The 15046-nt window shown below is 30.6% G+C and carries 11 protein-coding genes; 8 read left to right on the top strand and 3 right to left on the bottom strand.

Annotated elements, in window-relative coordinates; all coding sequences use genetic code 11:
• The first annotated feature begins 58 nt into the window (after positions 1-58).
• The 3 genes from HYG85_RS06985 (at position 59) to HYG85_RS06975 (ending at position 3460) form a co-directional block, all read left to right on the top strand.
• A complete protein-coding gene (locus HYG85_RS06985) occupies positions 59-1807 on the top strand; it encodes a glycoside hydrolase family 35 protein (protein WP_212692866.1) in 1749 nt (582 codons plus the stop codon).
• Positions 1808-2232: 425 nt separating this feature from the next.
• Complete coding sequence (locus HYG85_RS06980) at positions 2233-2781, top strand: RNA polymerase sigma factor (RefSeq protein WP_212692865.1); 549 nt, start codon at positions 2233-2235, stop codon at positions 2779-2781.
• Positions 2741-3460 carry a hypothetical protein gene (locus tag HYG85_RS06975; protein WP_212692864.1) on the top strand — a complete coding sequence of 240 codons (720 nt, stop codon included), beginning with the start codon at positions 2741-2743 and terminating at the stop codon, positions 3458-3460. Before HYG85_RS06980 ends, HYG85_RS06975 begins: the two co-directional genes overlap by 41 nt.
• A gap of 46 nt (positions 3461-3506) precedes the next feature.
• Here HYG85_RS06975 and HYG85_RS06970 read toward each other — a convergent pair whose 3' ends face one another.
• The 3 genes from HYG85_RS06970 to HYG85_RS06960 form a co-directional block, all read right to left on the bottom strand.
• The gene (locus HYG85_RS06970; RefSeq protein WP_212692863.1) at positions 3507-3965 is read right to left on the bottom strand and encodes a hypothetical protein; all 459 of its coding nucleotides are present in this window, start codon (positions 3963-3965) and stop codon (positions 3507-3509) included.
• Between the two features lie 459 nt (positions 3966-4424).
• The gene (locus HYG85_RS06965) at positions 4425-5942 is read right to left on the bottom strand and encodes a glycoside-pentoside-hexuronide (GPH):cation symporter (protein ID WP_212692862.1); all 1518 of its coding nucleotides are present in this window, start codon (positions 5940-5942) and stop codon (positions 4425-4427) included.
• A gap of 366 nt (positions 5943-6308) precedes the next feature.
• Positions 6309-7502, bottom strand: coding sequence for a CapA family protein (locus tag HYG85_RS06960; protein ID WP_212692861.1), 1194 nt, complete (start codon positions 7500-7502; stop codon positions 6309-6311).
• 366 nt (positions 7503-7868) lie between these two features.
• On the opposite strand from HYG85_RS06960, the gene HYG85_RS06955 reads away from it, so the two are divergent.
• From HYG85_RS06955 to HYG85_RS06935, 5 genes are all read left to right on the top strand, one after another.
• Positions 7869-11051 carry a collagenase gene (locus HYG85_RS06955; RefSeq protein ID WP_212692860.1) on the top strand — a complete coding sequence of 1061 codons (3183 nt, stop codon included), beginning with the start codon at positions 7869-7871 and terminating at the stop codon, positions 11049-11051.
• A gap of 152 nt (positions 11052-11203) precedes the next feature.
• Positions 11204-11431, top strand: a complete 228-nt coding sequence (tlp, locus tag HYG85_RS06950) for a small acid-soluble spore protein Tlp (RefSeq protein ID WP_212692859.1) — start codon at positions 11204-11206, stop codon at positions 11429-11431.
• A gap of 152 nt (positions 11432-11583) precedes the next feature.
• Positions 11584-12357 (top strand): DeoR/GlpR family DNA-binding transcription regulator, encoded by a 774-nt coding sequence (locus HYG85_RS06945; RefSeq protein ID WP_113672254.1) that lies wholly within the window; start codon positions 11584-11586, stop codon positions 12355-12357.
• A 204-nt stretch (positions 12358-12561) separates the two neighbouring features.
• A complete protein-coding gene (locus HYG85_RS06940; RefSeq protein ID WP_212692858.1) occupies positions 12562-13347 on the top strand; it encodes a class II aldolase/adducin family protein in 786 nt (261 codons plus the stop codon).
• A 25-nt stretch (positions 13348-13372) separates the two neighbouring features.
• On the top strand, positions 13373-15037 hold the full coding sequence (locus HYG85_RS06935; RefSeq protein ID WP_212692857.1) for a propanediol/glycerol family dehydratase large subunit: 1665 nt from the start codon (positions 13373-13375) through the stop codon (positions 15035-15037).
• Positions 15038-15046 lie beyond the last annotated feature (9 nt).

The following is a 15046-nucleotide window of genomic DNA, read 5'->3' as shown; positions in this document are numbered from 1 at the left end:
AATTTCTACAAGACATTATAATGAGTATTAATAACTTATAAATTCAAGGAGTGGTTGTATGGCTATATTTGAAATAAAAAACAAAGAGTTTCATTATAATGGGGAACCTATAAGAATCATATCAGGAGCGATTCATTATTTTAGAACAGTGCCTGAATATTGGGAAGATCGATTGAAGAAGTTGAAGGCTTGTGGATTCAATACGGTTGAGACATATGTGGCTTGGAATATTCATGAACCAAAAGAAGGAGAATTCAATTTTGAAGGTATAGCAGATATAACAAGATTTGTAAAAACAGCTGAAGAATTAGGGCTAATGGTAATAATTCGTCCAGGACCTTATATCTGTGCAGAATGGGAATTAGGTGGGTTGCCTAGTTGGTTATTAAAATATACTGACATAGAATTAAGATGCTATAACAGAACATATCTTGATAAAGTGGATTCTTTTTATAACAAACTTCTACCATTATTGAAACCATTGTTATGCACTAATGGTGGTCCAATAATAGCTTTTCAGATAGAAAATGAATATGGAAGTTACGGTAACGATAAAAAATATTTGAATTATCTAAGAGAAGGTCTGATAAATAGAGGTATTGATGTAATGCTGTTCACCTCAGATGGACCTACGGATATAATGCTTCAAGGAGGAACATTGCCTGAAATCTATAAGACTGCAAATTTTGGTTCTCGTCCAGAAGAAGCTTTTGATAAGCTGAAAGAATATGAGAAAAAAGGTCCAATGATGTGTATGGAATTCTGGAATGGCTGGTTTGACCATTGGGGTAGTGAACATCATACAAGAGAGCCACAAGATGTAGCTAAAGATCTTGATTCAATGCTAGGGATGAATGGAAATGTCAATTTCTATATGTTCCATGGTGGAACTAATTTTGGATTCTATAATGGTGCTAATTATGACAAGGGAAAACTATTACCAACTACAACAAGTTACGATTATGATGCTCTGTTGACTGAAGCAGGAGATATGACAGAAAAATATTATGCTGTTAAAAATACCATAGCTTCTTATTTTAATATCCCTGATGATTTAGAAGTTGAAAACACTAAGAAGATAGCTTATGGAAAAGTAAAGATGGAGGAGCAAGCTGAGTTATTTGAACACTTGAATATATTATCTAACCCTGTTGAGAATGCAGCTCCATTACCAATGGAAAAACTGGATCAAAATTATGGTTTCACATTATATAGAACAAAAGTGACTGGTCCAAAAGGTAATGTAAAACTAACAATCAATAAATGCAATGATAGAGGTATCATTTATCTGGATGGGAAGTTCCAAGGTATCATTGATAGAACTGAGCAAGGTGATAAAAAGCTGGATATTATCATTGATAAAGAGGAAATGGTATTAGATATACTTGTAGAAAATCTGGGAAGAGTAAACTATGGTACTCTTCTAGGTGAATACAATGGTATAACTGAAAATGTACTCCTTGATTACCAACAGCAATTTGGTTGGGTCATGTATCCAATAGAGCTTAATAATATTGATGGTATACAGTATAGTAATATTAAAGAACAAACTACTCCATGTTTTTATAGAGGTTCATTTAATATAGATGAGATAGCGGATACTTTCATATTAATGGATAAATGGAAAAAGGGTGTAGTCTACATTAATGGATTCAACTTAGGCAGATATTGGGAAAAAGCACCACAGAGAACATTATATGTACCAGGACCATTACTAAGAATGGGTAAGAATGAAGTTGTAATATTTGAATTGCATGGACATGATGGTGATGATGTAACATTGACTGATAGACCAAAATTTGATTAGTTTTAACTAGTTTATAGTGTATTTTCTTAAGTATAAAAGATTACTTTGTTTCGTATGGACAAAGTAATCTTTTTATTAACTGATTTGATTATATCTATTGAGAATATTGATAATTATTGGTATAATAAAGTTGGTGCTGTAAAATAAAAAAGGTAATAAGTACTAAATTAATTGCTGAAAATAGGTATAATTCACTAAAGGAATCTATTGCAACGTTGTTTGGTGATTAAATTTTATATAGTTTAAGTATTAAAAATATAAAATAATTAATAATTTCATAGAAAAAGTTTGAATTATATTTTAAGTATAAAAGGATATGTAGATTAAGACAGTACTTGACAAATCATGGTAACTAATGAGAAAATAGCTATACATAGTCTTTAATTGATAGGATAACGTAATATTTACTACAAGGGAGTGGCACTATGTACAAGATGGATAACTGTAACGATGATTTGTATCAATACTTGTTTGATAAATATTATAGACTTGTTTATACAACTGCATATAGAATCGTAAAGAATAAGGAAGACTGTGAGGAAATAACTCAAGACGCTTTTAGCATTGGCTTTAAGAATATGAACAAAATTAAGAATTTTGACCATTTTAGAAATTATATATTAAAAGCTGCTTATAATCTAGCAATTACAAGAGCTAAGAAAAACACTGCTCGTAACAATCTATTTCCTACAACCATCAATGAGGAAATTAGTAGCGATAAAGATACTATAGGAGAGGCTTTTGAAGATATTTACGTAGAACAAATCATGGACAAGTTACCTCATGTTGACAGAGAGGTAATGTTGTTAAGCATTCAGGGGTATAAAGTTAGGGAAATTGCTCAACTATTAAGCATATCTGTACCAAATGCAAAAGTCAAATTGCATAGGACAAGAAAATTACTAATGCAGAATATGAAGGGGGAGTTAATTTATGAGAAACAACAACAACAGCAACAAAAACAAAGCGTATAGTGAATTAGATGAAAAATTAAAGATTCATCTAGAAAACAGTATGAATGATGTACATATTGATGAGGATGCAAAAAATAAAATCTGGAATAATCTAAGTAAGGAAATACATGAAGAACAATTAAAAAAGAAATTTAGGGTTAGAAGAACTTATAAAGCTGTAGTTACAGCTTGTATAGTGATAGTAGCATTGGTCTCAGTTGATTTATCTAGTAACGCAAGTTTATTCAAAAGGTTACTAACTAGTGTAAGTGGTAATACAATCCAATTCCATTCAAGGGATTCTAAACCTTATGAAGAAAACAGAGATCCAGAGTTGGATGCTAAGGTAGCGGAGATTAATGAGAAGAACGGTAGTGAATTTATTTCACCTGTATTACCTGACAATTATACTCTTCATAACGTAAATGATACTGTGAATTTGTTAGTAATAACTTTGGTAGACAATAATAACAATCAAATATTAATTAAACAGAAAGATGCAAGATTGAGTGAAACAGGTACAATAGCCAATTATAATTCACTTCAATTTAATAAAAAAACCGTTAATAAAAATGGTATTGAGTATACTATGCTAAACAGTGATAATTTAAATATAGGTATTTTTGTTAAGGGAGATATTGAATTCGAAATAATTGGAATGGATTATTCTATAGTTTTTGAAACTGCATTATCTTTATAATATTCTAGAAAGGGATGAATTTAATTCACCCCTTTTTAATTTTATATTATTTAGCTGTAACTTCAGGTGAGGTAATTATTTTAACATAAGTTTCACCATCAACTTCGGCATAATGATAAGTTTTTACTCTGTATTTAGCTCCAACTGTTTGAGATGAATAAGTAGGATACTTACTAATACTACTAGTATTATATGAAGTATAAGAATAAGTTTTTATTGTTGACCAAGAACCATTTTTATTTTCTTGTAAGTTAATTTGTAACTCTAATTTATCACATGTTTGATTAGAAAATGTATTGCTATCAATTACTAGATAACCACTTGAAGAACTTATACTATCAGTACAATAAGATAATGGGTCATCTACGGAATCTAATGTAGCTCTAAGTAATGTATTACCAATTCTTGATTCTTCCACTATCATGCGATCCCCTTGTGCATTAACTCCTACTGATAATACTGATGTTAATAAAACCGTTAATAATAATAATTTAATCTTTCTCATTTGTAATCATTCCTTTTCTTATTTTTATTTTATTTTTTTTTATCATAAAAACGTCTACATTTATATAAGGGCAAAAAGTCCTAAAAGGTTACAAAAATATTTAAAAAAATTCTTTTTCTATGTAATTAGTAAATTGTATGCTACAAATAAAAGAGTCGATTATTGTTGAATCTATGCCTGTTTTCAAGTAATAAGAAATGATTTATAAAAGTTTAAGTTTAATAATTGATAATTTTTGTATTAATTTTCCTATATATACATATAGGGTATATTATAAATCAATTAATACTATAAATCAACAATGATTATATAATAATTGTAATATTGTCACAATATTATATTGTTGTTATTTTGAGAAAGAGGTATAACATGTATGGAATTAATATAATCAAGAATTAATATATGTGTTAATAGGAGTCTGAATAGGAAACAGGTAATAGTACCTATTTCTAAAATCTGTCATGAAATTTTTTTGTTCATTGACTCTAATATTGATTTATTATCAAAATGGTTAGGATCTTTCTTTCTTAATTCAAGTTCATCTAATATCATTGAATAAACATTTTCAGTGATAAAATATTTTTTAGTGATGATATAATAAACGATAATTGCCATTATCAATGGAACAATAGCAATTCCTATACGTAAAATCAATAGCATATTATCAGTGGCAGTAGCAATTATAGCATTAGCTTCTTGACTTCTCATACTTTCTGAAATTCCCACTGATGACTCAAGATCTGAAATCTTTCTTGAAAGACCATAAATACCACTTGATATTAAAACAATGGTTACAATAGCTTGCTGAACAGCTCCAGAAATCTTTGCAGTCAAAGGTCTTAATGAAAATGATACCGATTCATTTCTCTCACCAGTTAAGTATTCATCATATTCTATAGTATTTGAAAATTGAACTAAGATAACTAAATAGATTAATCCGTATCCACCAAAAATAAGTACTCCACCAATACAAAAAGTTATAATACTATGAGGAAGAATAGGAATGTAACCTGTCAAGAAAAATACTATATATCCAATGATACTTAACCTAAAAGCATATTTTACAATTTGCATCCGATTGAATTTTTTAGTCAGTATAGGGTAAAGAGCTGTAGAAATCAAAGAGATAAGAGCATAGACTGCAATAAAGATAGTCATGTTCTTGCCATCATATCCAAATTCAAAGTAGAACATATTTATTCCAAGAGCATTAATAATTGATTGCAATAAATAATGAAAGAATAGGGCAATAGTTATCCATAATAATTGATCATTGCTTTTAATCATCTTGAACATCTTAGAAAAGGATACTTTTGGTTTATCATTCAATACTCTTTCGGGTTTTTCTTTTACAAATAATACACAAATGATTTGACATACAATGAATAGAAGACCAACAAAGATAGCAATATTTCTATAAGCTGTAACCATATTTCCAGTAGTTAGGATAGGAACCAATCCACCAACAAAAAAAGCACCAACGTTTGCAAAGAGTGCAACTAGAGTTGTAAGCTGGTCTCTAGTTCTTGGCTGACTTGATAAAGAGGGTAACATGGACCAGTAGGCAATATCATTCATGGTGAATGTCATGCCCCATAGTAAATAAGCGATTCCGAAGAAACATACAAAACCCCAACCCTCAGGTCTAATCATGAATAGAGACATTATAATGAATCCATTAATTATAGCTCCTATAAATATCCAAGGTTTGAATTTTCCCCACTTCGTATGAGTATTTTCTATTATCATACCCATTAGTGGGTCATTGACACCGTCCCATATCCTGCATAGAACGATTATGATTGTCAGAGCACTAAATTGGGCAACACTAAGCCCCATAGTAAACTGTATGTAGGTTAATAAAAATAATGAGACTAAATTAAAAGCTGCATCCCGTCCAATACCTGTTGAAGAAAACACCCATTTTGAAACACTATCAACATCACAAACATAATTTGCTGTACCTAGATTTTTCATAGTATTCCCCCAAGAAATTTATTTTTTAACCTATGATTAATTACAAAAAGCAAAAGTTGACTCCTTTCAAATGGTATATTTTGTGTGTTAATTCAATGATTTTTACCTTTTGTTGATTAATCTACCTATACAAAAATTATAGCAGATAACAATGTTTTGTCAAATTGTGCATATAACCCATTTTAGTTAAATAATTTAATTCAATAACTAATATTAATTAAGATATTATGCAATATGTACCTTAGTAATGAAATAAAAAAATATGTATTAATATTACAAAGATTAGATAATAATTATTTATATTACTAGTTCTTTGTTTTGTTATTAATACATATTTATAAAAAGGTATAAATGACAGTTGTGTTATTATTCTTCTATCTCTAGTGATTTTATACCATATTCTAATTTATCACTTAAGCTTATTAATTTATCCCTGATACGTAATCCTTCATCACCAGCTTGAACAATTGGTTGATAATTATTATATTTTGTATCGCCAGATAATCTAAAGGGTACTATAGAAAGTCTGATATCTATTATTTCTTTATCATCCAAATCTATTTGTTGTCTTAATAATATTGTATCAACGTCTTTATGTTTTGCGTCGTATAATATTTCATTTCCACCAAAAACAAAATTTCCAAGACTATAGGCTATATATTTACCATTGTATAACTCAATTCCTTGTAAAATGTGAGGGTGATGACCTATGACCATATCAGCTCCACAGTCAATTGCAAAATGTCCTAATTTTTTTTGATACTCTGTAGGCATATTATTGTACTCGATTCCCCAATGGAAAGAACATACAATTACATCAGCACCATCCTGATTGGCTTTCAATATATCTTTTTTTACCTTATCAAATATATCTTCTGGCTCATCCTTGACCATATGTCCTATGAAGGCTATTTTGATGCTATCAATATTTTTAATATGGACATATTCATTTCCAGATACTCCTATACCTGCATCATTCATATTCTTGATCGTATCAGCATAGCCTTCTTCTAAATAATCATAGCTATGGTTGTTTGCTATATTTACAACCTCAATACTAGATGAGGTTAGAAAATTAGTATATTCTTTTGGTCCTTTGAATCTCCATTTTTTATTAGCAAGTTTTGTTGCATCTGTTAATGTTCCTTCAAAATTGATTAATGTTATATCATCTGATTTAATCCATTTAAAAGCATTTTTGAAAGGATATTCATAATCGTTATTATTAGCAGCTAGTACATCTTCAAATGATTTTCCTTTTGTAACTTCCGGAAAACTACCTAGAGTACAATCTCCTATAGTAGTAATGGTTATTGTTTTTCTATGGTGATTTATTATATCTGAATCCAATTCATCATCAGTACTAGACTTATCATCATTTTCCGCTTTATCAGTTGTTTCTGTGTCAGTACTTGTAGTATTGGCATTATCATCACTTGTTTCCTTATCAATAATGGGATTATCCTCTTCAGATTTTAGATTACTGCATCCTCCAATCATAAGTATAAAACAGCTGATAGCTAAAATAGTAACCATGAAATTTTTTATTGTTTTTATCATATGTGCACCCACCTATTTATTTATTTTCGTAGTCTCAATGTTTAAAAATTATAGTATTTTAATAATATTATAAGCTTTTACCTTAATAAATTCAATTGGTCTTTATTTTATAATTTTAGTCTATATATGTGAATTTATTACTATAAGGTAATAACTCAACTTTCCCAGTATAATTCGTAATCAAATCCTTGATATACTAGATTGTGAAGAGATAAGTTAGTTGAAATTATATAATGTATATAGATATTTGAATAGGACAAATGGTAAGATTTATTAATTATATGGCATGATATTATTATCCTATTTTTTTTAATATGTAGTTGAGTGTATAATAATACTCTAAATTATGAAAATGGAGGAAAAAGAATGAATTATGTCAACAAAAGGGTAGTTGTGTTATTTTTAGCAATATTTATGTTAATATATCCAATGAAGGGTGTATATGCATCAAATAACGAAAATACAGCAACAAAAGAAAATGAAGACAAGTATTATATGTCCTATTTAAACACATTGAGCCACAAAGAACTTATTGAGGTATTGGAGACAATTAAATGGAGTGATATGCCTGAATTATTCGAGTTCAATGAAGATATCCATGAATTCTATAAAGATAAAGAACGTGTACAAGCTGTTATTGATGCACTTAAAGAAAAAGGTGCTTCTTATACAGCTTCAGATATGAAGGGTATCAGAACATTAGTAGAGGTACTGAGATCAGGAACATATGTTGCATATTATAATGCTAAAGATGACTTGAAGTATCTGAATGAAGAGGATTTTGACAATGATTGTATATCTGCTATGCTAGCAATACAAGCAAATGAAAATTTTGGTTTAGGTACTAGTGTACAGAATGAAATTATAGTAGCATTAGGAAAGCTGATATCAAACACATCATGTAATACAGAGCTTGTTAATAATTCAGTTAAGGTAATAGATCAGTATAATAACAATGTAAAAGATTACATGAATGACCGTTCAAAAACTACAGCATTGCATGAGCTTATGAATGGTATTTTGAAAGCTATTAAGAGAGATGTTAGATTAGAAAGAGATATCAAGAAAACTGAATGGTATGGGAATATTGACGATTACATTAATTCCTTTAAGAAAATTGCTTTACTGGAGGATATAGATGAGAATAGTACTTGGTTAGTTAATAACTGTATTTACCAAATAGCTGAGTATGGTAGATTTCATAGTGATTCCAGGGTAAATTTGAAGATTCTAACTGATGCAATGAATATTTATCCAGATTTAAGTGAACCGTATTTAGTTGCAGCGAAAGGTATATCAAATAATTATGGAAGTAAAGATTACAACGATAAAACTGTAGATTATAATAAGGTCAAAGAAGATGGTATAGATCATTATCTGCCAAATACGTATACATTTGATGATGGTAAGATGATTATAAAAGCAGGAGATAAAGTTACTGAGGAAAAAATAAAAAGACTTTATTGGGCTTCAAAGGAAGTCAAGGCTCAATTCTTCAGGGTATCGGGAAGCGATGAAGCTCTTGAACCTGGGAATGCTGATGATATTTTGACGATAGTAATATATAATAGTCCTAGAGAATATAAGGTGAATTGGGATCTGTATGGATATAGTACTGATAATGGTGGTATCTATATTGAAAACATAGGAACATTTTTCACATATGAAAGAACACCTCAAGAGAGCATTTATAGCTTAGAGGAGCTTTTCCGTCATGAATTCACACATTATCTACAAGCACGTTATATTGTACCTGGTTTATTCAACCAGACTGAAATGCATAAAAAAGACAGATTGACTTGGTTTAGTGAAGGTGGAGCAGAATTTTTTGCTGGTTCAACTCGTACTTCCAGTGTACTTCCAAGGAAGTCAATGATAAGGGGATTGCCTCAAGAGCCATCTGGAAGATATTCAGTATCCAAAACTCTTCATTCAAGATATGGATCATTTGAATTTTACAGCTATGCATTTATGTTTGATAGCTATATATACGGTAATAGCTTTGAAACCTTTGTCAATTTGAATGAATATATTAAAAATAGTGACGTAGAGGGATATGATAAGTATATTGAGTCATTGAGTAATAATGATGAATTAAATAATAATTATCAAGAATACATGCAGGAGTTAACTGACAGTTACGATGACTTGACTACACCATTAGTATCTGATGATTATTTGAATGAATATGAATATAAAGATATTGAGAGTATACAAAAGGATATCAAGGACTCAACTGGCTTAATTGATATCAAGGTAGAAGAAAATTCTTCACAGTTTTTTGATTCATTCACAGTAAAAGGTTCATTTATAGGGGATAAATCAATTGATGAATGTAATGATTGGCAAGCAATGGATAAAAAAGCCAATGATATGCTAAATCAAATAGCAGAAAATAATAATTGGGAAGGATACAAGACACTTACATGTTATTTTACAAACTATAGAGTTAATTCATCTAATAATGTGGAATATGATATAGTATTTTATGGCAAACAAGGAGATAAGGATTTTATTCCTAATATATTACCAATAGCTGTATTTGAATGCCCTGACAGAATTGTAGAGGATACAATAATTGATTTTGACAGTACTTCTTCCTTAGATGCGGATGGTAAAATAGTAGCTTACGAGTGGGATTTCGGAGATGGAGAAACAAGTGAAGAAGTTAATCCATCACATAAATATAAAATACCTGGACAATATACTGTAACCTTAAAGATAATGGATGATAGAAGAGGTAAAGCTTCTATAATTAAAAAAATTGAAGTTCAGGAATTGAAAAATGGGGAAATAGAAGAAACTGAGTATAATAACATTCCAGAGAATGCTACTGAGATTTCAGCTTCATATGTAAAGATGAATGGTAAATTAGGTGATAGAGATTTAATAGATGTATTTTATTTTGATGCAGCAGAAAGTGGAGAAATAGATATTGTATTCAATAATTCAAGTAAGGATAAGCTGTTTTGGGTGTTGTCTCATGAATCAAATAAAGATTCAAGAATAGGTTGTGGTACGATTTATGAATCAGCTTTAGAGAATGTGAACATAGAAAAATCAGGACGCTACAACTTGACAATCTATAAGTCAACAAGAGATGATTCACTATATAACTTCAAGATTAAAGGAAGTATTTTAGCTGATAAGGAAGATAAAAAAGACAACTTCATGGAGATTGAAGAAAATAACACTTATGATACTGCAAATGAGATAAGTAACCTAGATACAACAATAGAAGCTTCAATGGGCGGAAGAGATAATCAGGACATATTCTCTATTGATGTTAAACAAGCTGGTACTATATCTTTTGATGTAGTTAATAAAGGAGACAAACCTATTAATTGGGTGTTATTCAAAGAAGGAAATTTTGAAGAATATATCTATGGTGAAAAAATATTTGATGAAGGGTCAAAAGAAATATATATTGATGAGCCAGATAAATATTATATTCACGTGTATAAAGTGACTGATGAAATTGGTGACTATACAGTAAAAATAAAAACTGATGATGCCTCTGAATCTGTATCTGAAAATATGGGATACTAATTGTTAAAAATACTTTTTTCATATCTCATATAATTAATTGGAGAAAACAGTTTTCTTGAATATTATAAAAAGGTTAATGAAATAATAAAAATGAGGTATGTAAGAGATTATCATCCATACATATCAATAAAATAGATGAAGGAGACATTAAAATGGAACATAAACAAGATGACAGAAGAGATAATGTAGATAGAATTCAATATAATATTGATAAAACGGTTCAAAATATTCATTTGGCCAATGAAATGATTGAAGAGACAGATGACGAGAAAATGAAGAAAACACTAGAAGAGAAAAACAATAGAAGAGAAGAATCATTGAACAGTATGAGAAATGAAATAGAGGATGAAGCAAGAGATAAGAAAGATGGATATAGATAAAAATTGTTAGATGACCCCCTCGTGGGGTCTTTTTTTCTTAGGAAAGTTGCTTGAATTTTACATAATAAAAATTTGTTCTTGCTATTATTATTATTAATGTTATAATAAAAAAGAAAAAACAACAATAAAAAAGGGTGGGAATAGGTGGTTTTATGTTAGCAATTGATAGAAGAAAAACAATATTAGAGATAATTAATAAAGAAGAAAGCGTAAAAGTATTAGATCTCAGCAAACAATTTAATGTTACTCTTGAGACAATACGAAGAGATCTTGAAAAACTAGAAAATGAAGGCTACATAACAAGAAGTTATGGTGGAGCTGTACTTAATAAAAGCACTAATGAAGACATATCCATTAACATAAGAGAAGCAACTAACAAAGAAGACAAAAACCTAATAGGAAAAGCAGTGGCTGATTTAATTCAAGATGGAGATACCATTATGATGGATTCCAGTACAACTGCTTTATACGTTGCAAAATACCTAAAAGGAAAAAAAATTACCATAATAACTAATGCATTGAAAATACCAATGGTTTTAGCAGGTGATTCCAACATTCAAGTCATTTCAACAGGTGGAACACTAAAAAGTACTTCCTTATCGTTTGTAGGACACTGGGCAGAATCAGCCATTGAGAAATACTATGTGAATAAAACAATAATCAGCTGTAAAGCAATTAACATTGAACATGGAATCATGGAACCCCATCAATTGGAAACAGAAGTAAAGAAAAAGATGATAAAAACTTCTGAACAGGTGATATTGGCTGTTGATAGCAGTAAATTTGATAAAAAATCATTTATCAAAGCTTATAATCTGGATAAATTAGATATTATTGTCACTGACAAAGAATTATCCAATAAATGGGTTGAGACTTTACATGATAATAAGGTAGATGTAATAAAAGTAGGTGAAGGGATAGCGTAATAATCACTTATCTACTTCAAATATAACAAAACAAATAAAAACCAACAAGAAAACAGTGCAAATATACAAATTTTGTGCTGTTTTTTTGTTGCAAAGATACTTGACTAATGTTGGTTGTTCTGTTATTATTATATTAAACAAAGATAATAAAAGAAAAACAAACAAGAACAAAGAAGTTTTGAATATATTATTAGGAGGATTAATATGATAGGTGAATACGATGTAAAGAAACAAATATGTGAAATTGGTAGGAGAATCTATGATAGAGGTATGGTTGCAGCTAATGACGGTAATATTAGTGTAAAAATATCTGACAATGAATTTTTATGTACACCAACTGGAGTAAGCAAAGGTTTTATGACTCCAGATATGATTTGTAAAGTAGATATCAACGGAAATGTTTTACAAGCAAACAAAGGATTAAAGCCATCATCAGAAATAAAGATGCACTTAAGAGTATATAAGCAAAGACCAGATGTAAAATCTGTTGTTCATGCTCATCCAATCTATGCAACAAGTTTTGCTATAGCTGGTATACCACTTACTCAACCAATCATGCCAGAAGCGGTTATATCATTAGGTTGTGTACCAATCGCTGAATATGGAACACCTTCAACTGATGAAATTCCAGATGCAGTTGAAAAATACTTGGAAAATTATGATGCAGTATTATTAGAGAATCATGGTGCGTTAAGTTATGGAGATAGTCTAATGACTGCTTATTTCAAAATGGAATCATTAGAGTTCTATGCTCAATTACTATATACATCAAAGCAACTTGGTGGACCACAAGAATTATCAGATTCACAAGTTCAAACATTATATGATCTAAGAAGCAAGTTCAATTTATCAGGAAGACATCCTGCTAATCTTTGTAAAGCAGATGGAAGCAGCTGTAGTGCAGCTAAAGACAATGCACAAGTAAGTGATAACGATGTAAGTGCAATCGTTGCTGAAGTAACTAAGAGAGTTATCGAGCAATTAAAATAATATTTCTCTTGAGGAGAGATTAAGTATGAAGCGTTCAAAAAGATTTGAAATACTTGACAAAAGACCTATTAATCAAGACGGATATATCAATGAATGGCCAGAAAAAGGATTTATTGCTATGAATAGTCCTCTTGACCCAAAACCATCTGTTGAGGTTAGAAGTAATACTATAACCAGGATGGATGGAAAATCAAGAGAAGAATTCGACTTCATTGACCAGTTTATTGCAGACTACGCAATTGATATAGAGCTGACAGAAGAAATGATGGCAATGGATTCCTTGGATATAGCTAGGAAATTAGTTGATATACATATAAAAAGGGAAGAAATCATAAAAATCATCTCAGGTTTAACTCCTGCCAAGATCTGTGAAGTAGTTGGACATCTTAATGTAGTAGAGATGATGATGGCAATGCAGAAGATGAGAGCAAGAAAGTTACCTGCAAACCAAGCGCATATAACCAATCTCAAAGATAATCCTGTACAGATAGCGGCTGATGCGGCAGAAGGAGCACTTAGAGGATTCGCAGAAGAAGAGACAACAGTAGCAGTAGCCAGATATGCACCTTTTAATGCAATAGCATTATTGATTGGTGCCCAAGTAGGCAGGAAAGGTGTACTGACCCAATGTGCTGTTGAAGAGGCTATCGAACTTGATCTTGGGATAAGAGGATTAACTACTTATGCTGAAACCATATCGGTATACGGAACAGAATCCGTATTTATTGATGGTGATGATACTCCTTATTCAAAAGCGTTTTTAGCATCCGCTTATGCATCAAGAGGATTGAAAATGAGATTTACCTCTGGTACTGGTTCAGAAGTGTTGATGGGTAATGCAGAAAGCAAATCAATGCTTTATCTTGAAACAAGATGTATTCTAGTTACAAAAGGTGCTGGTGTTCAAGGATTACAAAACGGTTCTGTTAGTTGTATTGGTATTCCAGCGTCTGTACCATCAGGAATTAGGGCTGTACTTGCTGAGAACTTGATTGCTGCAATGCTTGATTTAGAAGTAGCTTCTTCTAATGACCAAAGTTTTACTCACTCTGACCAAAGAAGAACAGCAAGAACAATGATGCAATTCCTACCTGGAACTGATTTTATATTCTCAGGTTATAGTGGAACACCTAATTACGATAATATGTTTGCTGGTTCCAATTTCGATGCAGAGGATTTTGATGATTATAATGTACTTCAAAGAGATCTGAAAATTGATGGTGGACTTAGACCAGTAAAAGAAGAAGATGTTGTTGATACAAGAAGAAAAGCTGCAAAAGCTTTACAAGGTGTGTTTAGGGAGCTGAATCTTCCTAACATCAGTGATGAAGAAGTGGAAGCGGCGGCTTATGCTCATGGTAGTAAAGATATGCCTGAGAGAGACATATTAGCTGACCTTGCCGCTATTGATGATATGATGAACAAAGGTATAACAGGACTAGATATTGTTAAAGCACTGCATAACGCCTCATATATAGATGTAGCCGACAGCTTATTAAATATGTTGAAACAGAGGATAACAGGTGATTACTTACACACCTCTGCAATATTGGATGATGAATTCAATGTTATAAGTGCTGTCAATATGGAAAATGATTATATGGGTCCTGGTACTGGATATAGAGTATCAGGTAAAAGATGGCAAGAAATAAAGGATATTCCACATATTATTAATCTTGATGATCTATAAAGGTGGTGA

Origin of the sequence: Vallitalea guaymasensis (assembly GCF_018141425.1) — a bacterium.
In the GTDB taxonomy this organism is placed as follows: Bacteria; Bacillota; Clostridia; order Lachnospirales; family Vallitaleaceae; genus Vallitalea; species Vallitalea guaymasensis.
The sequence above is the reverse complement of the archived record's forward strand: the minus strand, read 5'-3'. Positions and strand labels throughout refer to the sequence as shown.